Raw genomic sequence first — 25433 nt, 5'->3', positions numbered from 1 at the left:
ACCGATGAGCCAGGCCTTTCCGATCGTGCACCAGCGAGTGATGCAAGCGCTCTTCGGCCTTGCGGCCGCGTTCCTGCTCGCCGGCTGCGCCACCAAGGACCCTTCCGCGCCGGGCACGGGCAGCAGCAATGCCGCACCCATCATCACGGACTCGGACGAAACCAACGCCCGCAAGCGCGCCCGGCTGCGCGTCGAACTGGCCATCGGCTACTTCGAGCAGGGGCAGACCACCGTGGCGCTGGACGAGATCAAGCAGGCCCTGGCCAACGATCCGACCTTCGCCGATGCCTACAACCTGCGCGGCCTGGTCTACATGCGTCTCGACGATGCGCCTCAGGCCGAAGACAGCTTCCGCCGCGCGATCGCGCTGAACCCGCGCGAGGCGAACACCTTGCACAACTACGGATGGCTGCTGTGCCAGCAGAACCGCTTCGGCGACGCGCAGCAGCAGTTCTTGGCTGCGTTGGCCATCCCCACCTACGGCGACCGTTCCAAGACGCTCATGACGCAGGGCGTGTGCCAGCTCCGCGCCGGCCAGCGTGCCGAGGCAGAGCGCAGCCTGACGCAGGCCTACGAACTCGATGCCGGCAACCCGGTGGTCGGCTTCAATCTGGCCTCGCTGCTCGCGCAGCGCGAGGACTGGTCGCGCGCGCAGTTCTACATCCGCCGCGTCAACAACAGTCCGTCGGCCAATGCCGAGACGCTCTGGCTCGGCATCAAGATCGAACGCCGGCTCAACAACCGTGAAGCGATCACGCAACTCGCGAGCCAGTTGCAGCGGCGCTTCCCCCAGTCGCGGGAGGCGATTGCGTACGAGCGCGGGAATTTCAATGATTGAGAAGGCCAGCGAATTCGGGGCTTCGGCCGCGGTGCCGCTGGTGAGCGGCGACAGCACCTTCATGACGGCCGGCGACATGCTGCGCGAGGCGCGCGAGGCCCACGGTCTGCACATCGACATGGTGGCGGCCGCGCTCAAGGTGTCGACGCAGAAGCTGGCGGCACTGGAGGCCGACGACATCGACGCCTTGCCCGATCCAGTGTTCGCGCGTGCCCTGGCCGCGAGCGTGTGCCGGGCGCTGCGGATCGACCCGGCACCTGTGCTGGCGAAGCTGCCCGGCGCGCAGCCCGCGGGCCTGGCGGAGGCCGACCGCACCATCAGCAAGAGCCTGCGCTCGGCCGCGCCGCGCTCGGGCGGCGTCGGCGGTTCGAACGGGCAACCGTCGCGCGCGCTGCTGATCGTGGTCCTGCTGCTGCTGATCGGCGCCGCGGTGCTGTTCTGGCTGCCGCAGTCGGTCTTCGATCGGATCGGCGAGTCGATCTCTCGCCTGACGGCCGCCAGCAACAACATCGAGGCTTCGCCGTCGACGGAACGGTCGGCAGTGGTCAGCGGCACGGTCGTCGAGGCGGTACCACCCGCGGCACCAGTCGCTGCCGCTGCGGCTCCTGCAGCGCCCATCATTCCGCCGGCAGCGGCACCGGCGGCACCTGCGGCCCAGACGGCGGCAGCAGCGCCTGCCGTGGCCGGTGCCAGCCTGATCGTCTTCGTCGCGCGCGAAGACTCGTGGGTCACGGTGAACGAAGGCAACGGCAAGTCCTTGCTGCGGCGCACGGTGCAGGCCGGCGAGACCGTCGGGGTGACGGGCGCGCCACCCCTGTCGGTGGTCGTCGGTCGTGCCTCGGGTATCGAGGTGCAAGTGCGCGGCAAGGCTTTCGACCTGGCGCCCCTGACGCGTTCGGGCGGCGTCGCGCGTTTCGAGGTCAAGCCATGAACGACGACACGTCGAGCCCCCTGAGCTGCCTGCCGATCGAGTCCGCTGCGCCGCGGCCGCGCCGTTCGCGCCAGGCCAGCGTGGTCTGGGGGCCGCGCACCGTCACCGTGGGCGGCGACGCCCCGGTGCGCGTGCAGTCGATGACCAATACCGACACCGTCGACGCGATCGGCACCGCGATCCAGGTCAAGGAACTGGCGCTGGCCGGCTCGGAGATGGTGCGCATCACCGTCAACACGCCGGAAGCGGCGGCGCAGGTGCCCTACATCCGCGAACAGCTCGATCGCATGGGCGTCGACGTGCCGCTGATCGGCGACTTCCATTACAACGGCCACCGCCTGCTCACCGACTATCCGGCCTGTGCCGAGGCGCTCAGCAAGTACCGCATCAACCCCGGCAACGTCGGCAAGGGCGACAAGCACGACCGCCAGTTCGGCCAGATGATCGATGCGGCCATGCGCTGGAACAAGCCGGTGCGCATCGGCGTCAACTGGGGCAGCCTCGACCAGGAACTGCTGTCCAGCCTGATGGACATCAACAGCCAGCGCCCAGAGCCGTGGGACGCGAAGCAGGTGATGTACGAGGCCTTGGTGACTTCGGCGATCGATTCCGCGCAGCTCGCCGAATCGATGGGCATGAACGGCAGCCAGGTCATCCTGAGCTGCAAGGTCAGCGGCGTGCAGGATCTGGTCTCGGTCTACCGCGAACTCGCCAAGCGCTGCGACTACGCGCTGCACCTGGGCCTGACCGAAGCGGGCATGGGCACCAAGGGCACAGTGGCTTCGGCCACGGCGCTGTCGATCCTGCTGCAGGAAGGCATCGGCGACACGATCCGCGTCTCGCTGACGCCGCAGCCGGGCGAATCGCGCACGCAGGAGGTGCTGATCGCCAACGAGATCCTGCAGGCCCTGGGCCTGCGGGTGTTCGTGCCGAGCGTCACCGCCTGTCCGGGCTGCGGCCGCACGACCAGCACCACCTTCCAGGAACTCGCCAAAGAGATCGACGACTACCTGCGCATGCAGATGCCGGTCTGGCGCACCAAGTACCCGGGCGTCGAGACGATGAAGGTGGCCGTGATGGGCTGCATCGTCAACGGCCCGGGCGAGAGCAAGCATGCCGACATCGGCATCAGCCTGCCCGGCACCGGCGAAGCGCCCGCGGCGCCGGTTTTCATCGACGGCGAGAAGGCGCTCACGCTGCGCGGCGAGAACATCGCCGCCGAGTTCCATCAACTGGTCGAAAACTACATCGAGAAGCGTTTCGGCGGCCACGCCACCGAAGTCGCCTGACACAAGCAATGGCTGAAAAACTCAATGCCGTCAAAGGCATGAACGACATATTGCCGCCCGAATCGGCGCGCTGGGAGTGGCTCGAGGCCACCGTGCGCGAGCTGATGGCGCGCTATGCCTACCGCAACGTCCGCACGCCGATCCTGGAGCACACGGCGCTCTTCGTGCGCGGCATCGGCGAGGTCACGGACATCGTCGAGAAGGAGATGTACTCCTTTCACGACCGCTCGGACAAGTACGGCGACAACGACCACCTGACGCTGCGCCCCGAGAACACCGCCGGCATCGTACGCGCCGCGATCGAGCACAACATGCTCTACGACGGCGGCAAGCGCCTGTGGGCCATCGGCCCGATGTTCCGGCGCGAGAAGCCGCAGCGTGGGCGCTTCCGCCAGTTCCACCAGATCGACGTCGAGGCGCTGGGTTTCGCCGGGCCGGACGTCGATGCCGAACTGATCCTGTTGGCCAGCGGGCTGTGGAAGGCCATCGGCCTGACCGACGTGCGCCTGGAAATCAACAGCCTGGGCCAGCCGGCCGAGCGCGCCGAGCACCGTGCCCAGCTCATCGCGCACTTCGACGCGCACGCCGACCAGCTCGACGAGGATGCCAGGCGCCGCCTGCACAGCAATCCGCTGCGCATCCTAGACACCAAGAATCCGGCGATGAAGGCGGTGGTGGAGTCGGCGCCGAAGCTGATCGACTTTCTCGGCGCCGAGTCGCTGGCGCACTTCGAGGGGCTGAAGGCCATTCTCGACGCCAACGACATCGCCTACACCATCAACCCGCGGCTGGTGCGCGGCCTCGACTATTACAACCTCAGCGTCTTCGAATTCGTGACCGACCGGCTCGGCTCGCAGGGTACGGTGTGCGCTGGCGGGCGCTATGACGGCCTGTTCGAGCAGCTCGGCGGCAAGCCCGCGCCGGCGGTGGGTTGGGCGATCGGCGTGGAGCGTGTGCTCGAGTTGCTGAAGGAGCAGGGGACGGCGGTTCCCGTTTCGACCCCCGATGCCTACGCGGTGGTGCCGGATGCGGCGGCGATGCCGGTCGCGCTGCGCACGCTGCAGCAGCTGCGCGATGCCGGCGTGCGCGTGCAGATGCACGCGGCCACCGCCGACGGCCTCGGCAGCTTCAAGTCGCAGTTCAAGAAGGCCGACGCCAGCGGCGCCGCGCACGCACTGGTCTTCGGCGCCGACGAACTCGCGCGCGGCGAGGTCACGGTCAAGGCGCTGCGCGACGGCAGCGGGGCGCAGACTGCCCGCCCGCTGGCCGAGCTGCCCGCCTGGGCCGCCACCCTACAATCCCCGGCTCCCAACAACTGACAGCGCATGGCAACCCATCTCGACCTTGAAGAACAGGAGCAGCTCGACCAGCTCCGGCATTTCTGGAACACCTACGGCACGCTGATCACCTGGTTCGTGCTGCTGGCGGCCGGCGCCTTCATGGCGTGGAACGGCTGGCAGTATTTCCAGCGCGACAAGGCGGCGCGCGCTTCGGTGCTCTATGACGAGATCGAACGCAGCGCGCAGGCGGGCGACGTGGCTCGCATCGAGCGCGCGCTGGCCGACATGAAGGAGAAGTTCGCCGGCACCGCCTACGCCCAGCAGGCCGGCCTGCTGGCGGCCAAGACCTTGAACGAGAAGGGCAATGCCGACGCCTCGCGCACAGCGCTCGCGTGGGTGGCCGAGCATGCCGTCGATCCGGGCTACCAGGCCGTCGCCAAGCTGCGCCTGGCCGCCGAACTGCTCGAAGCCAAGTCCTACGACGAGGCGCTCAAACAACTTTCGGGCAACGTGCCCAAGGAGTTCGAAGCGCTGGTGGCTGACCGCAAGGGCGACATCCACCTGGCGCAGGGCAAGCGCGGCGAGGCCAAGGCCGAGTACCAGAAGGCCTGGACCGCCTTCGCGCCCGGCACCGACTACCGCCGCCTGGTCGAGATCAAGCTCAACGCCGTCGGCGTCGACCCGAAGAGCCTGGCACCGGCCGCTGCCGGCACCGCCACCCCTGCCAAGACCACACCATGAATTTCAAGCGTTTCGTGACTCCTGCATTCATCCTGCGCGCTGGTGCGGCCGCGGTCGTGGTCGCCGCGCTCGCGGCCTGCTCGGGCACGCCCAGGCCCAAGCCCGCGGAACTGTCGGCCAACCCGGCACTCCTGGGCGTTCGCCAGGCCTGGAGCGTGCGCATTCCGGCGGTGAGCTTCCCGCTGGCGACCAACGTGAGCGGCGACATGGTGGCGGTGGCCGCCACCGACGGCACGGTGGTCATGATCGATGCGCGTTCGGGGCAGGAATCGTGGCGCGCCAGTGCCGGTGCGCCGCTGGTGGCCGGCGTGGGCAGCGATGGATCGCTGGTTGCCGTCGTCACCGCCAACAACGACTTGGTCGCCATGCAAAGCGGCAAGGTGCTGTGGAAGCAGCGGCTCACGGCCCAGGCGTACACCGCGCCGCTGGTGGCCGGCCGTCGCGTCTTCGTGCAGGCTGCCGACCGCAGCACCAGCGCCTGGGATGGCCAGAGCGGTCGTCGCCTTTGGGCACAGCAGCGCACCGCCGAAAACCTGGTGCTGAAGAGGCCCGGGGTGCTGATCGCCGTGGGCGACACCCTGGTGAGCGGTATCGGCGGCCGGCTCGCCGGCATCAATCCGGCCAACGGCATTTCGCGCTGGGAATCGCCGATCGCCGCACCGCGCGGCACGAACGACGTCGAGCGCCTGGTCGACCTGACCGGCAGCGTGAGCCGTGTCGGCGATGTCGTCTGCGCGCGCGCCTACTATGCGAGCGTCGGCTGTGTGGACACCTCGCGCGGCGCGCTGCTCTGGAGCAAGCCCGCCACGGGCGCGGACGGCGTGAGCGGCGACGACCGCTTCGTCTACGGCACCGAGGAAAACGGCAATGTGGTGGCCTGGCGCCGCGCCGACGGCGAGCGCGCCTGGCAGATCGAGAGTTTCAAGTACCGCACCCTGACCGCGCCGCTCGCGGTCGGCCGCTCGCTGGTCATCGGCGACAGCACCGGCCTCGTGCATCTGATCTCGCGCGAGGACGGCGCGCCGCTGAACCGCCTCACCCCCGATGGCTCGGCCATCGCCGCGACGCCGGTGCTTTCCGGCAACACGGTCGTGGTCGTCACCCGCAATGGCGGCGTGTTCGGCTATCGGCCTGAATAATCGATCGAGAGCCCGACCATGAAACCGGTCATTGCGCTGGTCGGGCGTCCCAACGTCGGCAAGTCGACGCTGTTCAATCGCCTCACCCAGACGCGCGACGCCATCGTCGCCGACTTCGCAGGCCTCACGCGCGATCGCCACTACGGCAACGGCCGCCAGGGCAAGCACGAGTTCATCGTGATCGACACCGGCGGCTTCGAGCCCGACGCGGGCAGCGGCATCTTCAAGGAGATGGCCAAGCAGACGCGCCAGGCCGTGGCCGAGGCCGACGTGGTGATCTTCGTGGTCGATGCGCGCGAGGGAATCTCGGCGCAGGACCACGACATCGCCAATGAACTGCGCCGGCTGGGCAAGCCCTGCGTGCTGGTGGCCAACAAGGCCGAAGGCATGCAGGATGGCGCGAAGCTGGTCGACTTCTACGAACTCGGCTTCGGCGAGGTGCACGGCATCTCGGCGGCGCACGGGCAAGGCATCCGCAGCCTGGTCGAACTCGCGCTCGAGCCGCTCGGGCTGCCCGATCCCGACGAGGAGGCCGAAGAGGAAGAGACCAACAACAAGCCGATCAAGCTGGCGGTCGCGGGCCGCCCCAACGTCGGCAAGTCGACCCTGATCAACACCTGGCTCGGCGAGGAGCGCCTGGTCGCCTTCGACCTGCCCGGCACCACGCGCGACGCGATCGCCGTGCCCTTCGAGCGCAACGGCCAGCGTTTCGAGCTGATCGACACTGCGGGGCTGCGCCGCAAGGGCAGGGTGTTCGAGGCGATCGAGAAGTTCTCGGTGGTCAAGACCCTGCAGGCGATCGAATCGGCCAACGTGGTCCTGTTGCTGCTCGACGCCACGCAGGGCGTGACCGATCAGGACGCCCATATCGCGGGCTACATCCTTGAAAGCGGGCGCGCGGTGGTGATCGCAATCAACAAGTGGGACGCGATCGATAGCTACCAGCGCGAGCAGATCCAGCGCCAGATCGAGACCCGGCTGCCCTTCCTCAAGTTCGCCGCGCTGCACTTCATTTCCGCCATCAAGCGCCAGGGGCTGGGGCCGGTCTGGCAGGCCATCGCCCAGGCTCACAAGTCGGCCACCCGCAAGATGTCCACGCCGGTGCTCACGCGGCTGCTGATGGAGGCGGTGCAGTTCCAGGCGCCCAAGAAGTCCGGCATGTTCCGGCCCAAGCTGCGCTACGCCCACCAGGGCGGCATGAACCCGCCGGTGATCGTCATCCACGGCAACTCGCTGGAACACGTCACCGACGCCTACAAGCGCTTTCTCGAGGGGCGCTTCCGCAAGGAATTCGACCTGGTCGGCACGCCCTTGCGCATCGAGCTCAAGACCTCGCACAATCCGTACGCAGACAAGGAGGGCTGAAGGCCTCGTGTCCCCGGATGGGGCGCTTGGCCTCCATTGACCACCGTTGAGCGATGCCGGCGCCCGAAGTTCCCGCTTTTAGGTGCCGTTATTTTTGGAAGGCTATTCGGGTTTCGTGCTGCAGTGCGGAAGTGCTGTGTTAAGGTGACCGGTTCCAACAACTACTCTTGAACACGGAGAATATCGTGAGCAATAAAGGGCAACTCCTACAAGACCCCTTCCTGAACACCTTGCGTCGCGAGCACGTGCCGGTTTCGATTTATCTGGTCAACGGCATCAAGCTGCAAGGTCAGATCGAGTCGTTTGACCAGTACGTCGTGTTGCTTCGCAATACGGTGACCCAGATGGTCTACAAGCACGCCATCTCCACCATCGTGCCGGGTCGGGCCGTCAACTTCTCGGCTGCCGAGAACGACGAAGCAGCCGCCTGATCGGCACGGAGCGCGGCGGCTCGCCCGCCGCGCTTTCTTCCAATTTGATTCCGCTTGTCTGAACTGATTTCCCGGAAAGAGGGCGCCGTCGTACTCGTCGGTGTCGATTTCGGGTTGCCCCATTTCGACGGCGAACTCGAGGAACTTGGCCTGCTCGCGCAGACCGCAGGCCTCGAGCCGGTCGCGCGCCTGGTGTGCAAACGCAAGGCGCCCGATGCGGCGCTGTTCGTCGGTAGCGGCAAGGCCGACGAAATCCGCGAGCTGGCCGATCTGCATCGCGCGAGCGAAGTGGTCTTCGACCAGGCGCTGAGCCCGGCGCAGCAGCGCAACCTCGAGCGCCAGCTCGGGGTTGCGGTGTACGACCGCACTTTCCTGATCCTCGAAATCTTCGCCCAGCGCGCACGTTCGCACGAGGGCAAGTTGCAGGTCGAACTGGCGCGGCTGCAGTACCTCAGCACGCGGCTGGTGCGGCGCTGGTCTCACCTGGAGCGCCAGCGCGGCGGCATCGGCACGCGCGGCGGCCCGGGCGAAACGCAGATCGAACTCGACCGCCGGATGATCGGCGAGTCCATCAAGCGCACGCGCGAACGGCTCGCCAAGGTGCATCGCCAGCGTGGCACCCAGCGCCGCCAGCGCGAGCGGCGCGACACCTTCAACATCTCGCTGGTCGGCTACACCAACGCCGGCAAGTCCTCGCTGTTCAATGCGCTGGTGAAGGCGCGCGCCTATGCGGCCGACCAGCTGTTCGCGACGCTGGATACCACCACGCGGCACCTGTACCTGGGCGATGCTCGCCGCAAGGTGTCGATCTCCGACACCGTGGGTTTCATTCGCGAGCTGCCTCACGGCCTGATCGATGCCTTCAAGGCCACCTTGCAGGAGGCGGTCGATGCTGACTTGCTGCTGCATGTGGTGGACGCTTCCAACCCCCACCATCCCGAGCAGATGGCCGAGGTGCAGGCAGTGCTCAAGGAAATCGGCGCCGACACGGTGCCGCAGCTCCTGGTGTTCAACAAGCTCGATGCACTTGAAAGTACGCAACACCCCCTGCATCTGCGCGACGAGATCGACGTCGATGGCGCGCAGATGCTTCGCGTCTTCCTGAGCGCCCACACCGGCGAGGGGGTTCCGGCGCTCCGCGCCGAACTCGCGCAACGGTCGCAGTCGATGAACGAGGCCATGACCCCAGAGTACGACACCGAATTGCACGATGCCGCCAACTGATTGGCACAATCCCCCCTCACTGACGAGAGAACAGAACCGAATGAATGCAAAGCCAGTGTGGAGACGATTTCAGGGCATGTTCAACCTGAACGACGGACGATGGGGCCGGGGCGATGAGCCCTCCTCGAACGGCGACCGTCCGAATGCGAACCGCCCCGACGACGAGCCGACGCCTCCGCCCGGCAACAACAATCGCCCGCGCGGCCAGGGCCCGAACCAGGGGCCGCCGGACCTCGACGAACTCTGGCGCGACTTCAACCGCAAGCTCGGCGGCCTGTTCGGCGGCCGCGGCAATGGCAACGGCGGGCGCCCGAACGGCGGCAACGGCGGTGGCCTCAAGCCCGACATGAAGAACGCGGGCGTCGGCCTGGGTCTGGTCGCCGCGGTCGCGGTTCTGATCTGGCTGGGCACCGGCTTCTTCATCGTCAACGAAGGCCAGCAGGCCGTGATCACGCAGTTCGGCCGCTACAAGGCAACCGTGGGCGCCGGCTTCAACTGGCGGCTGCCTTACCCGATCCAGCGCCACGAGCTCGTGGTCGTGACCCAGATCCGCTCCACCGACGTGGGGCGCGACACCATCGTGCGTTCCACCGGCCTGCGCGAATCGGCCATGCTGACCGAAGACGAGAACATCGTCGAGATCAAGTTCGCCGTGCAGTACCGCCTGAGCGATGCGCGCGCCTATCTCTACGAGAGCAAGACACCGGCCGACACCGTGGTGCAGGTCGCCGAAACGGCGGTGCGCGAAGTGGTCGGCAAGATGAAGATGGACGCGGCCCTCGCCGAGGAACGCGACCAGATCGCGCCGCGCGTGCGCGCCCTGATGCAGACCATCCTCGACCGCTACAAGGTCGGCGTCGAGGTCGTCGGCATCAACCTGCAGCAGGGCGGCGTGCGCCCGCCGGAGCAGGTGCAGGCCTCCTTCGACGACGTGCTCAAGGCCGGGCAGGAACGCGAACGCACCAAGAACGAAGCGCAGGCCTATGCCAACGACGTGGTGCCGCGTGCCACCGGTACCGCTTCGCGCCTGAAGGAGGAATCCGAGGCCTACAAGGCGCGGATCATCGCGCAGGCACAGGGCGATGCACAGCGCTTCGCCTCGGTGCTGACCGAATACCAGAAGGCGCCGCAGGTCACCCGCGACCGCATGTACACCGACGCCATGCAGCAGATCTACGCCAGCACCACCAAGGTGCTGGTCGACTCCAAGCAGGGTTCGAACCTGCTGTACCTGCCGCTCGACAAGCTGGTGCAGATGAGCGGCCAGAGCGCCGCCGGCACTCCGGTCGACGGCGCCAGTCCCAACGTCGCCGGCACCGCGCCGCCGCAGTCGTCCGTGATTCCGGTCGTACCGCCTTCATCCGGCGACGCGCGTGCGCGCGACGGCCGCTCGCGTGACCGCGACGTGCGCTGAGGAAACACTCATGAACAGAATCGGATTCATCGCATCGTCGATCCTCGTGGTGCTCGCGCTCCTGAGCTCCACGCTCTTCGTGGTCGACCAGCGCCAGTTCGGCATCGTCTACGCCCTTGGTCAGATCAAGGAAGTGATCACCGAGCCGGGCCTGAACTTCAAGCTGCCGCCGCCGTTCCAGAACGTGTCGTACATCGACAAGCGCCTGCTCACGCTGTCCAGCCTCGACCCCGAGCCCATGCTCACGGCGGAGAAGCAGCGCGTGGTGGTCGATTGGTACGTGCGCTGGCGCATCACCAACCCCTCGGAGTACATCCGCAACGTCGGCCTGGACGAGAACGCTGGCGCCATGCAGCTCAACCGCGTGGTGCGCAACGCCTTCCAGGAAAACGTCAACAAGCGCACCGTGCGCGACCTGATCTCGGTGCGCCGCGAGGCCCTGATGGCCGACGTCCAGCGCGAAGTGCTGGCCGTGGTGAAGGGCGCCAAGCCCTGGGGCGTGGACATCATCGACGTGCGGATCACGCGGGTCGACTACGTCGAGGCGATCACCGAATCGGTCTACCGCCGCATGGAGGCCGAGCGCAAGCGCGTGGCCAACGAGCTGCGCTCGACCGGCTTCGCTGAAGGCGAAAAGATCCGTGCCGATGCCGACCGCCAGCGGGAGGTGATCGTCGCCAACGCCTACCGCGACGCGCAGAAGATCAAGGGCGAGGGCGATGCCAGCGCGGCATCTGCCTACGCCGGCGCCTTCGGCCGCGATCCGCAGTTCGCACTGTTCTATCGCAGCCTGGACGCCTACAAGCAGAGCTTCAACAAGAAGAGCGACGTGATGGTGCTGGACCCTTCGTCGGACTTCTTCCGCGCGATGCAGGGGTCGGGCGCGGCCGCGGCTGCTCCTCGTCGATAACCGTGACTGCCCCCCGGCTTGCCACTTCGTGTGCTTCGCCACCCCCCGAGGGGGAGGCTCGGCCGCCTTGGGGCGGCCCGGCGGCGACCTAGGCGTGAGCGCAGAAACCTTCTGGAGCGCCCTCGCGCTCGTGCTGGTGATCGAAGGCCTCCTGCCCTTCTTTTCGCCGGGCAGCTGGCGGCGCGGCTTCAGCCAGCTCTTGCAGCTGCGCGACGGGCAGCTGCGCTTCTTCGGCCTGTGCAGCATCCTGCTGGGCCTCTTCCTGCTCTGGATTCTGGGGTGACCCGGGGCCGGTAGAATCCCGGTTTAACCACGCCCCCGATCCCCATGTCCGCCTGGGTCCTCCCGGATCACATTGCCGATGTGCTGCCTTCCGAGGCGCGCCACATCGAAGAACTTCGACGCCAGCTGCTCGATACCGCCCGTGGCTATGGCTACGAGCTGGTGATGCCGCCTCTGCTGGAGCACCTGGAATCCCTTCTTTCCGGCACCGGAGAGGCGCTCGACCTGCAGACCTTCAAGCTGGTCGACCAGCTGTCCGGGCGCAGCATGGGCCTGCGCGCCGACACCACGCCGCAGGTCGCGCGCATCGACGCGCACCTGCTCAACCGCCGCGGCGTGGCGCGGCTCTGCTACTGCGGCCCGGTGGTGCACACCCGGCCCGACCGCCCGCACGCGACGCGCGAGCCGCTCCAGTTCGGCGCCGAGATCTACGGCCATGCGGGGCTCGAAGCCGATACCGAGGTCCTGCGCCTCGGGCTCGATTGCCTGCACGCAGCCGGCGTGCAGGGCCCGGTCATCGTCGACCTGGCCGATGCGCGCATCGTGCGCGCGCTGTTCGCCGGCGTGCCGGTCGATGCGGCGGCCATCGCGCGCGTGCATGCGGCACTGGCGGCCAAGGACACGAGCACCCTGCGCGAACTCACGGAGGGCTTTCCGGCAGCGTCGCGCGAAGGTCTGCTCGCGCTCGTGCAGCTCTACGGCGATGCCGCGGTACTCGACGAGGCAGATCGCGTGCTCCCGGCCTCGGCCGGCGTGCGCACAGCGCTGTCGGACCTGAAGCAGCTGGCGAGCCGGCTCGACGGCGCCCGCGTCAGCTTCGACCTGGCCGACCTGCGCGGCTACGCCTACTACAGCGGCATGCGCTTCGGCATCTACACCGACGGCGCCAGCGACGCGCTGGTGCGCGGCGGCCGCTACGACGAGGTGGGCGCCGTGTTCGGCCGCAACCGCCCGGCGGTCGGCTTCAGCCTCGACGTTCGCGAGCTGGTCGGCGTGCTGCCGGCGCGGCCGCTGCGGGCCGCGATCCGCGCGCCCTGGAGCGATGCCGCGGGCCTCGGCAAGACCATCGCCGAACTGCGCAGCCAGGGCGAGACCGTGGTCTGCGTGCTGCCCGGCCACGAAAGCGAAATCGACGAATTCCACTGCGACCGCGAGCTCGTCGAGCGCGACGGGCAGTGGCGCGTGCAAGCCATCTGAATCTTCTTAAGCGGAACATCATGAGCGTTACCACCGGACGAAACGTGGTCGTCGTCGGCACCCAATGGGGCGACGAGGGCAAGGGCAAACTGGTCGACTGGCTGACCGAGAGCGCGCAGGGCGTCGTGCGCTTCCAGGGCGGCCACAACGCGGGCCACACGCTGGTCATCAACGGCGTCAAGACCGCGCTGCACCTGATCCCGAGCGGCATCATGCGCCCCGGCGTCAAGTGCTACATCGGCAACGGCGTGGTGCTCTCGGCGGCCAAGCTGTTCGAGGAGATCGAGGGGCTGGAAAAGGCCGGCGTCGAGGTGCGATCGCGCCTGCGCATCAGCGAAGCCTGCCCGCTGATCCTGCCTTTCCATGCGGCGCTCGACATCGCGCGCGAGACCTACCGCGAGAAGGGCGGCGTCGAGAAGATCGGCACCACCGGCCGCGGCATCGGCCCGGCCTACGAGGACAAGATCGCGCGCCGCGCGCTGCGCGTGCAGGACCTGAAGCATCCCGAGCGCTTCGCCGCCAAGCTGCGCGTGCTGCTCGACCTGCACAACCACGTGCTGACGCAAGTGCTGAGCGCGCCCGCGATCGAGTTCGATGCCGTCTACGACGAGGCGATGCGCCATGCCGAGCTGCTCAAGCCCATGATGGCCGACGTCTCGCGCGAGCTCAACGACGCGCACCGCGCCGGCGCCAACCTGCTGTTCGAAGGCGCGCAGGGCACCTTGCTCGACGTCGACCACGGCACCTATCCCTATGTGACCTCCAGCAACTGCGTGGCGGGCAATGCGGCCGCCGGCTCGGGCGTCGGTCCGGGCATGCTGCACTACGTGCTCGGGATCACCAAGGCCTACTGCACGCGCGTCGGCGGCGGGCCCTTCCCGACCGAGCTCGACTGGGCGACGCCGGGCACCGTCGGCTACCACCTGAGCACGGTCGGTGCCGAGAAGGGTGTGACCACCGGCCGAAGCCGCCGCTGCGGCTGGTTCGACGCGGCGCTGCTCAAGCGCTCGGCGCAGGTCAACGGCCTGAGCGGCCTGTGCATCACCAAGCTCGACGTGCTCGACGGCCTCGAGGAGTTGCAGCTGTGCACCGGCTACCAGCTCGACGGCGAGTACACCGACATCTTGCCGATGGGCGCCGACGAAATCGAGCGCTGCACGCCGGTCTACGAGAAGCTCGAGGGTTGGAGCGAGAGCACGGTGGGTATCACCCAGTACGACAAGCTGCCGGTCAACGCGAGGCTCTACCTGCAGCGCATCGAGCAGGTCACGGGCGTGCCGATCCACATGGTGTCGACCAGCCCGGACCGCGATCACACGATCATGATGCGCCACCCCTATCTCGCCGACTGAATGACGCACACCCCCAGGCTGCGCGCACGTCGTGTCGCTCCGCCAACCCCCTTGCAGGGGGCAACACCAGCGGGCCGGCAAAGCCGGTTCCGCGGTGTTTCCCGCGAAGACATCGAGACCCCTACCGAAGCAATGATGGAGAAGAGCGCATGTTGACCGAAGACGGCAAACACCTTTACGTGAGCTACGACGAGTACCACAACCTGATCGAGAAGCTCGCGATCAAGGTGCACCAGTCCGGCTGGGAGTTCGACACCATCCTGTGCCTGGCGCGCGGCGGCATGCGGCCGGGCGACGTGCTGTCGCGCATCTTCGACAAGCCGCTGGCGATCATGTCCACCAGCTCCTACCGCGCCGATGCCGGCACGATCCAGGGCCACCTGGACATCGCGCGCTACATCACCACGCCCAAGGGCGAGATCGCCGGCAAGGTGCTCTTGGTCGACGACCTCGCCGACTCGGGCTACACGCTGCATGCCGTGGTGGACATGCTCAGGACCAAGTACCCGCCGATCACCGAGCTGCGCAGCGCCGTGATCTGGACCAAGGCCTTGTCGACCTTCACGCCGGACTATTCGGTCGAGTTCCTGCAGACCAACCCATGGATCCATCAGCCTTTCGAAGGCTATGACTCGATGGGTGCGGAAAAGCTGCTGGAGAAGTGGTCCGTCTGACCGCTCAATCCGTTTTCAGCATCGCGGTGTAGCGCCGCTGCATCTCGTCGGTCGACACCTCCTCGATGCTGTGGCCGACGTTCCAGCGATGTCCGAAGGGATCGCGGAACGAGCCGGAGCGCTCGCCGTAGAACTGGTCCTGTATCGGGATCTCGAGCGTGGCGCCGGCCTTCAGCGCGCGCTCGATCACGGCGTCTGCATCGTCCACGTGCAGGTGGATGGTGACGGCGGTGGCGCCGATCGCCTTGGCGCCAAGGATGCCGTACTCCGGAAACTCGTCGCTGAGCATCAGCGTCGCGCCGTCGAAGTCGAGCTCGGCATGGCCGATGCGGCCGCTGGGCTCGGTCAGCCTGAACTTCTCGCGCGCGCCGAACACCTCGCCGTAGTAGGCGATCGCCGCCGCGGTGTCGTTCACGCAGAGGTAGGCAAACAGTTCGTGGGTGGCCATCGGAGTCTCCTGTGGGGTCTGGTCGCGATTCTGCGCATGCCGCACGCTACCCGTCTTGAAGGAAATTGACCTCAGGCCCGCACGTGATTCGGCGAAGCGGGCGCGGCTCGGGCATAGGCCTGCGGCGTCATGCCGGTGATCTCAAGGAAGTCGCGGTTGAAATGGGGCTGGTCACTGTAGCCGGCCTGCAGGGCGAGGTCGACCCAGGGCAGGGTGTGCGCGCCGGTCCATGCGGCCATCACGCGCTGAAAGCGCAGCACCCGTTCCAGGCGCTTGGGCGGGAGCCCGGCAGCGTCCCGGAACAGCGAGATGAAACGCCGGTGGCTGTAGCCGCTGGCTGCTACCAGTTCGCCGATGGGCGCGCCGCCGCCGAGCCGGGCCAGGGCCTGCGCGATGGCGGGGTGCATGGCTTGCGGGCGGGACCGCAGGCGCTCGGTCAGCAGGGCCTCGAAGACTTCCAGTTGCGCTTCGAGGGCGCCGGCCGCATGAATGCGTTCGAGGGCATGCGCGGCCGCTGTGCCCCAGAGCGCATCGAGCGGCGTGTGGCGTTCGGCCAGTTCATGAGCGGGCAGGCCGAACAGCGCGCGGGCCGCGCCGGGCCGCAGCTGCGCACCCACAGAATGCGTCGCGCCCGACACGTCGCGCGCGTAGAAGGCCGAACGCGCGCCGCCCACGATCGCATAGCCCACCGTGTAACCAGTGCGGTCCTCGGCATCGGCGAACAGCCGCAGCGGCGGGCCGGAGAGCCGGAACACCAGGTGCATGTCGCCGGTCGGCAGCACGTGTTCGCGCAGCGGCGTGTTCGACACCGTGGCGGCAGGCACCATCGCCCACATCGATCGGACGTAAGGCCGCAGCCAGGAGGCGGGAGCGCGCGTCAGCAGCATCGGGCCATTGTCCGGCACCCGGCTTTTCGCGTCGACTAGCATGGCGGCATGCGAAAGCCCATCACCGACCTGATCCACCATCCCTACACCCCGCCCGCGAAATTCGCCGCGCCCCAGCCCGGCGTGTTCAAGGCTTCCACCGTGTTCTTCGCCGACGTCGCGGCGATGCGCGCGCGCGACTGGAAGACCAAGGCCGGCTACACCTACGGCCTGCACGGCACGCCGACCACCTTCACGCTCGAGGAGCGGCTCGCCACGCTGGAAGGCGGCACCGAATGCCTGCTCGCGCCCAGCGGGCTGGCAGCCATCGCGCTGGTGGCCTTTGCCTTCCTGAAGACCGGCGACGAGGTGCTGATCCCCGACAACGCCTACGGCCCGAACAAGGCGCTGTGCAACGGCGAGCTGGCCAACTTCGGCATCACCCACAGGCTGTATGACGCGATGAATCCGGCCGACCTCGCGGCCAAGCTGTCGGATCGCACCAGGCTGGTCTGGGTCGAGGCCGCGGGTTCGGTCACGATGGAATTCCCGGACCTGCCGGCGCTCGTGGGCGCCTGCCGCGCGCGCGGCGTGATCACGGCGCTCGACAACACCTGGGGCGCCGGTCTCGCCTTTGCGCCCTTCGATTTCAACGGCAGCGGGCAGGGCGTCGACATCTCGGTCCAGGCGCTCACCAAGTACCCCAGCGGCGGCGGCGACGTGCTGATGGGCAGCGTCATCACCCGCGACGAGCGGCTGCACCGCGCGCTCAAGTTGAGCCACATGCGCATGGGCTTGGGCATCGGCGTCGGCGATGTCGAGACGCTGCTGCGTTCGCTGCCGAGCATCGGGCTGCGCTACCAGGCGCACGACCGCAGCGCGCGCGAACTCGCCATGTGGCTCGACGGCCGTGCAGAGATCGCGCAGGTGCTGCATCCGGCGCTCGAGGGCTCGCCGGGCCATGCGCACTGGCTGCGGCTGTGCGGCGCGAGCGACCTCGCGGCCGGCCTGTTCTCGGTGGTGTTCGATGCCCGCTACAGCGCCGAGCAGGTCGATCGTTTCTGTGACAGCCTGAAACTTTTTCGGCTTGGTTATTCCTGGGGCGGGCCGATCAGCCTGGTCGTGCCCTACGACATCGGCCTCATGCGCGATGCCAGCGTTGCGCGCTGGCCGCACAAGGGCACGCTGGTGCGCTTTTCAGTCGGGCTGGAGGACGTGGACGACCTGCGCGCCGACCTCGAACAGGCCCTCGCGGCCCTCTGAAGCGCGTCGGTTATCGCGTACAGTCGGACACGTGCAGTCATCGTGACTGCCTCGCCTCAAGGAGAAGCAGTGGCAACACCCAATTACGGCTACGAGAAGCGCCAGAAGGAGTTGGCCAAGAAAAAGAAGAAGGAAGACAAGCTGCGGGAAAAGGCCGCCCGCAAGCTCAGCCCGAGCAGCGAAGGCCTGGCCCAGGGCGATCCGGAAACCGACGTGGCCTCGCTGGAGCACGATCCGCCCACCATCCCGAATCTGCCGACCAAGAACGGCTGATCCGTTCGACCCGGATTCACGGTACCCACGAAAAAGCCGCCGCGGGCAGGGCCTGCGGCGGCTTTTTCCTTTTCAGGTCACATGCCGGCGAGCAGCTTGCGCAACGCCGGCCACACGTTGTCCAGCATGCGCGGCTGGGCCGCGGCCGTCGGATGGATGCGGTCGGCCTGGAACAGGCCCGCCGCGTCGGGGCCGTCCGCCACGCCCTTCAGCAGAAAAGGCACGAGCGCCGCCTTGGTGTTGCCCGCCACCTTGGTGAAGACCGCTTCGAAGCGCCGCGTGTAGTCACGGCCGTAGTTGGGAGGCACCTGGATGCCGACGATCAGCACCTGCGCGCCGGCGGCCTGCGCCGCCTTGGTCATCTGCGTCAGGTTGTCTTCGGTGCTGGTGAGCGGCAGGCCGCGCAGAGCGTCGTTGGCGCCCAATTCCAGCACCATGTGCGTCGGCTTGTGCTGCGCGAGCAGGCCCGCCAGCCGGGCGCGGCCGCCGGCCGTGGTGTCGCCGCTGATGCTGGCATTGATCACGGTCGCGGCGATCTTCTGTTCGGCCAGCCGCTTCTCCAGCAGCGGGACCCAGCCCTCGCCGCGCTTGAGGCCGTATTCGGCGGAAAGCGAGTCACCGACGACGAGAATCACGGGCTTCCTGCCGGCCGCGGGCTGGGCCTGGGCATGGAGCCATGACCCCGCACTGCCGGCGAGCGCACCGGTCAAGATAAAGTGACGTCGATTCACCACGCGAAACCTTTCAATGTCCAGTACCCGATCCGAAGCAATTGTTGCCGTCGAACATGTTTTCAAGTCTGTCACCGACTCCGCCGGCACGCTGGACATTCTGCAGGACATCGACTTCACGCTGGGCGCCCGGGAGACGGCCGCCATCGTCGGCGCTTCGGGCTCGGGCAAGAGCACGCTGCTGTCGATCGTCGCGGGCCTCGACACACCCACCCGCGGCACGGTGAGGCTCGCGGGCGAAGACCTGTTCGCGATCGACGAGGACGAGCGCGCCGCGCTGCGCGCCCGCAAGGTCGGCTTCGTGTTCCAGAGCTTCCAGCTGCTCGGCAACCTGAGCGCGCTCGAGAACGTGATGCTGCCGCTCGAACTGGCCGACCGCCGCGACGCACGAAAGGCCGCCACCGAGATGCTCGGCCGCGTCGGCCTCGGCCAGCGCCTGCGCCACTATCCCAAGGTACTTTCGGGCGGCGAGCAGCAGCGCGTGGCGCTGGCCCGCGCCTTCGTCGTGCAGCCGGCGCTGCTCCTGGCCGACGAGCCCACGGGCAGTCTCGACTTCGCGACCGGCGAGCAGGTGATGCGGCTGATGTTCGACCTCAACCGCGAGCTCGGCACCACGCTCGTGCTCGTCACCCACGACCGCGGCATCGCCGCGCAGTGCGAGCGCCGCATCACGATCGAGGCCGGACGCGTGGTCCCCGGGGACGAAAACGGGGTCTGAACCCGGCTCGATAATCCCCACATGTCTTCCCCCAAAGTGATCTTCGGCTTCCATGCCGTGGGCGTGCGCATCAAGACCGCGCCCAAATCGGTGATCGAGGTGCTGTTCGATGCCAGCCGGCGCGATGCGCGCATGCGGCAGTTCGTCGCCCGTGCTCAGGAGGCCGGCGTGCGGCTGGTCGAGGCCGACGGCCTGCGCCTGGCCAAGCTCAGCGGCAGCCATGGCCACCAGGGCGTCGCTGCGCGCGTGGAGCCGATCCCGCAGACCCACTCGCTCGACGAGCTGCTCGAAGGCCTCGAGACGGCCGGCACCGTGCCCTTGCTGCTCGTGCTCGACGGCGTCACCGACCCGCACAACCTGGGCGCCTGCCTGCGGGTGGCCGACGGCGCGGGCGCGCATGCGGTGATCGCCCCCAAGGACCATGCGGCCGGCATCAACGCCACCGTGGCCAAGGTGGCGAGCGGCGCGGCCGAGACGGTGCCGTACTTCATGGTGACCAACCTCGCGCGCACGCTGGGCGAACTCAAGGAACGCAACATCTGGTGCGTCGGCACCAGCGACGACGCGCCGGGCACGCTCTACCAGAGCGACCTGAAGCGCCCGCTCGCGCTGGTGCTGGGCGCCGAGGGCGAGGGCATGCGGCAGCTCACGCGCAAGACTTGCGACGAGCTGGTGAGCATTCCGATGGCCGGCGCGGTAGAGAGCCTCAATGTCTCGGTCGCGAGCGGGGTGTGCCTCTACGAAGCGATGCGGCAGCGCAGCCTCGCGGCTTAGGGCCTGTTCAGGCCCTAAAGGCTGACGAAGCCGGTGTTGCCGGTGTGGTCGCGGGAACTCCAGTCGTCGACCCAATCCCTGGCCTTGCGTTCCAAGGCGTCGCAGGCCTGCGCGTCGTCCTCAAAGCGGCCCGACAGCGCAACGCGGCACAGGTGGGCTCCTTCTCGCCACAGATCGGCATGTCCGGCCGTCTGACCATCGACCCCCAGGGCACTCAGGCAGACGCGAATCTCCCAGTCCGCATAGACGACGCGTTTGACTTCGCCGTCTTCATCCATGATTTCCTCGCTCAAGGTCTTTTTGTTCCGATGGCCGAATTGATCCATGCGGAAGCTTAAACCTTCCGCATGGGCCTACTTTGCACTGTGACCGCCGGGGGCGGTCCGAGCGCTCAGGCTACCTTGACGTCGATGCGCCGCGGCTGCGCCTGTTCCACCTTGGGGATGCGCAGCGTCAGTACGCCGTTGGCCAGCTCGGCCGAGACCTTCTCGGTGTCGAGCTCCTTGCTCAGCGTGAAGACGCGGTGGAAGCGCGCGAGGCCGACCTCGGCGTGGCTCGATTGCAGGCCTTCGGGGACGGCCAGGTCCGACTCGGCGTCGATGGTGAGCGTGTCGGACTCCACCTGGAGCCGCAGCTTGTCCTTGGAGACGCCGGGCAGATCGGCATAGAGCGTGATGCCGGTGCTGTCCTCCACCACGTCCACCGGCGGCGTGAGCGCCGCCTCGCCGTAGCCCGCCTTGTCCTTGCGGGCGAGGGTGTCAAGCTCGTTCATGGCAAGTGCTCCTTTCATTGGATGGCGATGCGACGGGGCTGCGCGGAAGCGCGCCGCTGGATCGTGATGTGCAAGATGCCGTCGCGGTACTTGGCGTCGACGGCGTCGGAGTCTGCGTCTTCCGGCAGCGTGAGAACGCGGCGGAAGCTGCCCGCAAAACGCTCGTGGATGTGCACGGTGGAAGGCGAGTCGTCTTCCGGCAGCAACGACTTGCGCTCGCCGGCAATGGTCAGCAAGCCACGGTCGAGCTGGACCTCGAGCGTGGCCGGATCAATGCCGGGGGCGAAGGCGTAGATTTCTACCGTTTGCGGCGTGCCGCCGACGTTCAGGGCCGGGAAACCGCCGCGGCCCAAACCTCGGATGCTTGGAGACAGATCGAAGGCCTGCTGCATTTCGCGTTGCAGGCGATCCATCTCGGCGAACAGATCGCGTGGGAACAGGGATCGATACATGGCGAAACCTCCATTTGGCTGAAGAGAAAAACGGAGCGCCGGAGACGCCTCCGGCGCTTCCGGTCAAGGAGGTAGGAGCGGCCCGCGCGGATTTCAAGAGCGGGGCAGCGCTAAAAAAAGCTCAGGAAGGATCCTTGCTGCGCGTGCGCCCCACGGCGGTGAAGATGCCGATGCCGAGCAGGATGAGCGCGCCGATGCCGATGTAGAGCGTCGGCACGCCGGCCACCGAGGCGCCCCAGGCCACACCGGCCAGGAAGATCAGAAAACCGATCAGGTAGAGCGCAAAGGACATGGTTCTCTCTCCGATGTTTGGATCGAACCAGTGTGTCCGGGGAATCGGCCAGGCACGGCGGCTGGTGCCGCCAATGCGTGTGGGAGGGTGCCTACCGCGCCGCGGTCTCGGCGCTCGCGGCGTCGAGCGCGGCGATGGTTTCGGCATCGAGCGCAAGGCTGGCCGCGGCCACCAACTCGTCGAGCTGCTTCTGCGAAGTGGCGCTCGCGATGGGTGCCGTGATGGAGGGGCGCGCGATCTGCCAGGCGATCGCGACCTGGCCCGGCGTCGCGCCATGCGCATTGGCCGCCGCATCGAGCGCGGCCAGGATGCGCAGGCCGCGCGGGTTGAGGTACTTCTTCGTGGTGTTCGCGCCGCGCGCGCTCTTGGCGGCGTCGGCCTCGCTGCGGTACTTGCCCGTGAGGAAACCGGCCGCGAGCGCGTAGAAGTTGATCACGCCGACGCCGCGTTCGAGGCACAGCGGTTCCAGCGCGTCCTCGAACACCGCGCGGTCGTAGAGGTTGTAGAGCGGCTGCAGGCTCTCGTAGCGCGGCAGGCCTTCGCGCTCGGCGACGTCGAGCGCGTCCGCCAGCCGCGGCGCGCTGTAGTTCGAGGCGCCGATGGCGCGCACCTTGCCGGCCTTGATCAGGTCGGCGAAGGCGCCGAGCGTGTCGGTCAGCGGTGTCTCGGCATCGTCGTCGTGCGACTGGTAGAGGTCGATGTGGTCGGTCTTGAGGCGCTTGAGCGACGCATCGACCGCCTCGTGGATGTAGGCCGGCGAAAGCCCTTTCTTGCCTTCGCCCATCGGCTTGCCGACCTTGGTCGCGAGCACCACGCGGTTGCGCTTGCCGGTCTGGCGCAGCCACTTGCCGATGATGGTTTCCGATTCGCCGCCGCTGTGGCCCGGCACCCAGCTCGAGTAGACGTCGGCGGTGTCGACGAAGTTGAAGCCGGCATCGAGCCAGGCATCGAGCAGCCGGAACGAGAGCGCCTCGTCGACAGTCCAGCCGAAGACGTTGCCGCCGAAGGCGAGCGGCGAGACCTGGAGGCCGGAGCGGCCGAGGGGGCGAAGTTGCATGGGATGCTTTCCTTGAAGACTCAGATGAAGCCCAGCGCGCCCAGCAGCGCCCCGGCACCGAGCAGCCAGAGCAGATGGATGCGGGTGCGCCAGACGATAAAGGCTGCCACGCCGGTCAGCAGCCAGAGGTGCCAGGCGGGCGCACCGCCGCCATGGTTACCGGCGGCGAGCACCCAGCCGGTCGCGATCAGCAGGCCCACCACCACCGGCGCCATGCCCTGCTTGAAGGCGCGCACCTCGCGCCGCGTGCGGTTGCGATGGCCCCAGCGCGTCGCGACGTAGGTCAGCGTGGTGCTCGGCAGCATGATGCCCACCATCGTGACCGCGAGTCCGAGCAGGCCGAGCCCCCAGGCCTGGGGCCCGGCGCCGATGCCGCCGCCGGCATTGAGGCCCACGTTCCACCCCATCAGCGCCACGAAGAGCACGTTGGGCCCCGGCGCGGCCTGCGCGATCGCGACCGAGGAGCTGAACTGCGCGTCGCTGAGCCAGCCGTGCTGGGCGACCAGGTAACGGTGCATGTCGGGCACGGTGGTGATGGCGCCGCTGATCGAGAGCAGCGAGAGCAGCAGGTACTGGCCGAAAAGGGCCAGCCAGTCGTGCCAGTGCATGGCAATGGTCATGCTTTGATCTTTTTCCAGGTCCACACGCAAGCCACGCCGCCCACCGCCAGCAGCACCCATCCGAGCGGAATGCGCGCGAACGCGATGGCAGCGAAGACCAGGGCCACGAAACCCAGGCAGGCGCCGAAGCCGAGCGGATGCCGGCGCAGCGCCGGGATCAGCTTGATGCCGGTGGCGGCGATCAGCCCGCCGGCCACCGCGCCCATGCCGCGCAAGGCGCCGGCGACCTGCGGGTTGCCGGCGTAGTGGGCGTAGAGCACGGCCAGCGCAAGGATCACGACCAGCGGCACGGTCAGCATGCCGGCCACCGCGGCCACGGCGCCGCGCAGGCCGAAGTAGCGGTCACCGATCATCAGCGCCAGGTTGATCACGTTCGGCCCCGGCAGCACCTGGGCGACTGCCCAGTCCTCGAGGAATTCGTCGGCCGTGAGCCAGCGCTTCTTCTCGACCATCTCGCGCTGCACGATCGCGAGCACGCCGCCGAAGCCCTGCAATGCGAGCCAGGTGAACGAAACGAAGAGGTCGCGGGTGGATCGGGGTTGCGGGCGGTCGGGTGCCGCCGCATCGGTAGGGGCCGGGTGCATCGCGCTCGATTATCGGGGCAGGTCGGGCGGGCCGTTTGCCGACACGCCGGCGCTGCGCATGCTGCGACACTCGCGCCATGCAGCCGCGCGAACTCTTCGATCTCTGCAAGCAGGCCCTCATGTCCTGGAAGGCCGACTACGCGCCGAGCATGGGCGCGGCACTGGCCTACTACACGGTGTTCTCGGTGGCGCCACTGCTGCTGATCGTGATCGCGGTGGCCGGCCTGGTGTTCGGCCAGGAAGCGGCGCGCGGCGAGATCATGACGCAGCTCTCGGGCCTCATGGGCGAGCAGGGCGCGCGGGCGGTGCAGGGCATGCTGGAGGCCGTCAACAAGCCGAAGGAAGGCATCGTCGCCACCGTGATCGGCATCGCCTTGCTGGTGATCGGCGCAACCACGGTGTTCGGCGAACTGCAGGATGCGCTCGACCGCATCTGGCGCGCCCCTGCGCGCGACGAGAGCGGCGGTCTCTTGAGCCTGCTGCGGGTGCGCCTGCTGTCCTTCGGCATGATCATGGGGATTGGCTTCCTGCTGATGGTGTCGCTGGTGGCCAGCGCGGCGCTGGCGGCGCTCAGCAAGTGGTGGGCACCGGTCTTCGGCGGCTGGGCGACGCTCGCGCAGGCGGTCAACTTCGTCTTCAGCTTCGCGATGGTGACGGTTGGCTTCGCGATGATCTACAAGATCATGCCGCGCGTGCGCGTGCAATGGCGCGACGTGTGGGTGGGCGCCGCGGTCACGGCGCTGCTGTTCACCGTGGGCAAGCACCTGATCGGCCTGTACATCGGCAAGAGCAGCGTGGCCTCGGGCTACGGCGCCGCGGGTTCGCTGGTGGTGGTGCTGGTGTGGGTCTACTACTCGGCGCAGATCTTCCTCTTGGGCGCCGAGTTCACCTGGGTCTACGCGCACAAGTACGGATCGCTGCGCGACGTCGCACGACCGGGCGCGCCTTCCTCGCCGACGCGCGCCTAGCCGGCGAAGCCGCCCTCGTCGAGGAACTTCTGCTCTTCGGGCGTGGTCTCGCGGCCCAGCGCCTTGTTGCGATGGGGAAAGTGGCCGAAGCGCGCAATGATGTCCCGGTGCAGCACCGCGTAGCGCTGCGTGTTGGCATCGAGCGCGGCATTCAGCTCGACCGAGCGTTCCTGGTCCTGGAGCGATTCGGAATGCATGAAGGGCAGGTAGAAGAAGGGCCGCAGCGCGGCTTCGACCTGCCGGTCCAGGCCGGCCTCGATCGCCGTACCCGCGATCGCGCGCGCCTTGCCGTCGGTGGCGAACATGTGGGCGCTGTTGCGCCACGCGTTGCGCGGGAACTGGTCGAGCAGCACCATGAGGGCGAGCGCGCCTTCGGCATCGGCTGCCCAGGCGTCGAGTGTGCCGGTGGCGGCGGCATGGTGGGCGGCTTCGAAGCGCGACTTGAATTCGGCGTCGAAGGCCTCGTCCTTGGCGAACCAGCGCTTCGGTCCTGCCTCGGTCCAGAAGGTCGCGACATCATGGGCTGTAGGCAGGGATTTCATGGGCCC

The 25433-nt window shown here is 67.9% G+C and carries 31 protein-coding genes; 20 read left to right on the top strand and 11 right to left on the bottom strand.

Features of this window, described 5'->3' with window-relative positions; translation table 11 throughout:
* Positions 1–4 precede the first annotated feature (4 nt).
* From pilW to ACSQ9A_RS16905, 15 genes are all read left to right on the top strand, one after another.
* Complete coding sequence (pilW, locus tag ACSQ9A_RS16975) at positions 5–838, top strand: type IV pilus biogenesis/stability protein PilW (RefSeq protein WP_436304486.1); 834 nt, start codon at positions 5–7, stop codon at positions 836–838.
* The gene (locus ACSQ9A_RS16970) at positions 831–1769 is read left to right on the top strand and encodes a helix-turn-helix domain-containing protein (protein WP_436304485.1); all 939 of its coding nucleotides are present in this window, start codon (positions 831–833) and stop codon (positions 1767–1769) included. The genes pilW and ACSQ9A_RS16970 overlap by 8 nt, the downstream gene beginning before the upstream one ends.
* Positions 1766–3058 carry a flavodoxin-dependent (E)-4-hydroxy-3-methylbut-2-enyl-diphosphate synthase gene (gene ispG / locus ACSQ9A_RS16965; protein ID WP_093108089.1) on the top strand — a complete coding sequence of 431 codons (1293 nt, stop codon included), beginning with the start codon at positions 1766–1768 and terminating at the stop codon, positions 3056–3058. The genes ACSQ9A_RS16970 and ispG overlap by 4 nt, the downstream gene beginning before the upstream one ends.
* An 8-nt stretch (positions 3059–3066) precedes the next feature.
* On the top strand, positions 3067–4377 hold the full coding sequence (gene hisS / locus ACSQ9A_RS16960; RefSeq protein WP_436304484.1) for a histidine--tRNA ligase: 1311 nt from the start codon (positions 3067–3069) through the stop codon (positions 4375–4377).
* Positions 4378–4383: 6 nt separating this feature from the next.
* Complete coding sequence (locus tag ACSQ9A_RS16955; protein WP_436304483.1) at positions 4384–5079, top strand: YfgM family protein; 696 nt, start codon at positions 4384–4386, stop codon at positions 5077–5079.
* Entirely contained in the window at positions 5076–6218 is a 1143-nt protein-coding gene (gene bamB, locus ACSQ9A_RS16950) for an outer membrane protein assembly factor BamB (RefSeq protein WP_436304481.1), read from the top strand. The genes ACSQ9A_RS16955 and bamB overlap by 4 nt, the downstream gene beginning before the upstream one ends.
* An 18-nt stretch (positions 6219–6236) precedes the next feature.
* Positions 6237–7583, top strand: coding sequence for a ribosome biogenesis GTPase Der (der, locus tag ACSQ9A_RS16945; protein ID WP_436304480.1), 1347 nt, complete (start codon positions 6237–6239; stop codon positions 7581–7583).
* Between the two features lie 185 nt (positions 7584–7768).
* Positions 7769–8014 carry an RNA chaperone Hfq gene (hfq, locus tag ACSQ9A_RS16940; protein WP_093108079.1) on the top strand — a complete coding sequence of 82 codons (246 nt, stop codon included), beginning with the start codon at positions 7769–7771 and terminating at the stop codon, positions 8012–8014.
* Positions 8015–8068: 54 nt separating this feature from the next.
* A complete protein-coding gene (hflX, locus tag ACSQ9A_RS16935; protein WP_436304479.1) occupies positions 8069–9238 on the top strand; it encodes a GTPase HflX in 1170 nt (389 codons plus the stop codon).
* A gap of 76 nt (positions 9239–9314) precedes the next feature.
* A complete protein-coding gene (hflK, locus tag ACSQ9A_RS16930; RefSeq protein WP_436304478.1) occupies positions 9315–10652 on the top strand; it encodes an FtsH protease activity modulator HflK in 1338 nt (445 codons plus the stop codon).
* Positions 10653–10662: 10 nt separating this feature from the next.
* Positions 10663–11562 (top strand): protease modulator HflC, encoded by a 900-nt coding sequence (hflC, locus tag ACSQ9A_RS16925; RefSeq protein WP_436304477.1) that lies wholly within the window; start codon positions 10663–10665, stop codon positions 11560–11562.
* A gap of 94 nt (positions 11563–11656) precedes the next feature.
* Positions 11657–11845 (top strand): DUF2065 domain-containing protein, encoded by a 189-nt coding sequence (locus ACSQ9A_RS16920; protein WP_093108272.1) that lies wholly within the window; start codon positions 11657–11659, stop codon positions 11843–11845.
* Positions 11846–11889: 44 nt separating this feature from the next.
* A complete protein-coding gene (locus tag ACSQ9A_RS16915; RefSeq protein ID WP_436304476.1) occupies positions 11890–13041 on the top strand; it encodes an ATP phosphoribosyltransferase regulatory subunit in 1152 nt (383 codons plus the stop codon).
* A 20-nt stretch (positions 13042–13061) separates the two neighbouring features.
* Positions 13062–14393 (top strand): adenylosuccinate synthase, encoded by a 1332-nt coding sequence (locus ACSQ9A_RS16910; protein WP_214697900.1) that lies wholly within the window; start codon positions 13062–13064, stop codon positions 14391–14393.
* Between the two features lie 149 nt (positions 14394–14542).
* Positions 14543–15067 carry a phosphoribosyltransferase gene (locus ACSQ9A_RS16905; RefSeq protein WP_436304475.1) on the top strand — a complete coding sequence of 175 codons (525 nt, stop codon included), beginning with the start codon at positions 14543–14545 and terminating at the stop codon, positions 15065–15067.
* Between the two features lie 4 nt (positions 15068–15071).
* Here ACSQ9A_RS16905 and ACSQ9A_RS16900 read toward each other — a convergent pair whose 3' ends face one another.
* Positions 15072–15515, bottom strand: a complete 444-nt coding sequence (locus tag ACSQ9A_RS16900; protein WP_436304474.1) for a VOC family protein — start codon at positions 15513–15515, stop codon at positions 15072–15074.
* Positions 15516–15586: 71 nt separating this feature from the next.
* Entirely contained in the window at positions 15587–16402 is an 816-nt protein-coding gene (locus ACSQ9A_RS16895; protein WP_436304473.1) for a helix-turn-helix domain-containing protein, read from the bottom strand.
* 48 nt (positions 16403–16450) lie between these two features.
* On the opposite strand from ACSQ9A_RS16895, the gene ACSQ9A_RS16890 reads away from it, so the two are divergent.
* Together ACSQ9A_RS16890 and ACSQ9A_RS16885 are read left to right on the top strand one after the other, a co-directional pair.
* Positions 16451–17644 carry a PLP-dependent transferase gene (locus ACSQ9A_RS16890; RefSeq protein ID WP_436304472.1) on the top strand — a complete coding sequence of 398 codons (1194 nt, stop codon included), beginning with the start codon at positions 16451–16453 and terminating at the stop codon, positions 17642–17644.
* Positions 17645–17713: 69 nt separating this feature from the next.
* Positions 17714–17917 (top strand): hypothetical protein, encoded by a 204-nt coding sequence (locus tag ACSQ9A_RS16885; protein ID WP_093108061.1) that lies wholly within the window; start codon positions 17714–17716, stop codon positions 17915–17917.
* A gap of 77 nt (positions 17918–17994) precedes the next feature.
* Here the strand turns inward: ACSQ9A_RS16885 and ACSQ9A_RS16880 are convergent, their stop codons facing one another.
* A complete protein-coding gene (locus tag ACSQ9A_RS16880) occupies positions 17995–18648 on the bottom strand; it encodes an arylesterase (protein WP_436304471.1) in 654 nt (217 codons plus the stop codon).
* Between the two features lie 16 nt (positions 18649–18664).
* Between ACSQ9A_RS16880 and ACSQ9A_RS16875 the strand changes: the two genes are divergently transcribed.
* Positions 18665–19366, top strand: a complete 702-nt coding sequence (locus tag ACSQ9A_RS16875) for an ABC transporter ATP-binding protein (RefSeq protein WP_436304470.1) — start codon at positions 18665–18667, stop codon at positions 19364–19366.
* Positions 19367–19387: 21 nt separating this feature from the next.
* On the top strand, positions 19388–20140 hold the full coding sequence (gene rlmB, locus ACSQ9A_RS16870) for a 23S rRNA (guanosine(2251)-2'-O)-methyltransferase RlmB (protein WP_436304469.1): 753 nt from the start codon (positions 19388–19390) through the stop codon (positions 20138–20140).
* Between the two features lie 14 nt (positions 20141–20154).
* On the opposite strand, the gene ACSQ9A_RS16865 is transcribed toward rlmB, so the two are convergent.
* The 7 genes from ACSQ9A_RS16865 to ACSQ9A_RS16835 form a co-directional block, all read right to left on the bottom strand.
* Positions 20155–20466, bottom strand: coding sequence for a hypothetical protein (locus ACSQ9A_RS16865; RefSeq protein ID WP_436304468.1), 312 nt, complete (start codon positions 20464–20466; stop codon positions 20155–20157).
* Between the two features lie 65 nt (positions 20467–20531).
* Positions 20532–20912 (bottom strand): Hsp20/alpha crystallin family protein, encoded by a 381-nt coding sequence (locus ACSQ9A_RS16860; RefSeq protein WP_436304467.1) that lies wholly within the window; start codon positions 20910–20912, stop codon positions 20532–20534.
* 14 nt (positions 20913–20926) lie between these two features.
* Positions 20927–21364, bottom strand: coding sequence for an Hsp20/alpha crystallin family protein (locus ACSQ9A_RS16855; RefSeq protein ID WP_436304466.1), 438 nt, complete (start codon positions 21362–21364; stop codon positions 20927–20929).
* A 121-nt stretch (positions 21365–21485) separates the two neighbouring features.
* Positions 21486–21656 carry a SoxR reducing system RseC family protein gene (locus tag ACSQ9A_RS16850; protein ID WP_139191699.1) on the bottom strand — a complete coding sequence of 57 codons (171 nt, stop codon included), beginning with the start codon at positions 21654–21656 and terminating at the stop codon, positions 21486–21488.
* Positions 21657–21747: 91 nt separating this feature from the next.
* Positions 21748–22713 (bottom strand): aldo/keto reductase, encoded by a 966-nt coding sequence (locus ACSQ9A_RS16845; protein ID WP_436304465.1) that lies wholly within the window; start codon positions 22711–22713, stop codon positions 21748–21750.
* A 20-nt stretch (positions 22714–22733) separates the two neighbouring features.
* Positions 22734–23333, bottom strand: coding sequence for a chromate transporter (locus ACSQ9A_RS16840; protein WP_436304464.1), 600 nt, complete (start codon positions 23331–23333; stop codon positions 22734–22736).
* Positions 23330–23917, bottom strand: coding sequence for a chromate transporter (locus ACSQ9A_RS16835; RefSeq protein ID WP_436304463.1), 588 nt, complete (start codon positions 23915–23917; stop codon positions 23330–23332). The genes ACSQ9A_RS16840 and ACSQ9A_RS16835 overlap by 4 nt, the downstream gene beginning before the upstream one ends.
* Positions 23918–23994: 77 nt before the next feature.
* Between ACSQ9A_RS16835 and ACSQ9A_RS16830 the strand changes: the two genes are divergently transcribed.
* Entirely contained in the window at positions 23995–24885 is an 891-nt protein-coding gene (locus ACSQ9A_RS16830; RefSeq protein WP_436304462.1) for a YihY/virulence factor BrkB family protein, read from the top strand.
* Here the strand turns inward: ACSQ9A_RS16830 and ACSQ9A_RS16825 are convergent.
* Positions 24882–25427, bottom strand: a complete 546-nt coding sequence (locus tag ACSQ9A_RS16825; protein ID WP_436304461.1) for a DUF924 family protein — start codon at positions 25425–25427, stop codon at positions 24882–24884. The genes ACSQ9A_RS16830 and ACSQ9A_RS16825 overlap by 4 nt on opposite strands.
* Between the last annotated feature and the right edge of the window lie 6 nt (positions 25428–25433).

Source organism: Variovorax sp. LjRoot290, from assembly GCF_964253985.1.
Classification (GTDB): Bacteria; Pseudomonadota; Gammaproteobacteria; order Burkholderiales; family Burkholderiaceae_C; genus Variovorax.
This window is presented reverse-complemented; position numbering and strand designations above follow the sequence as displayed.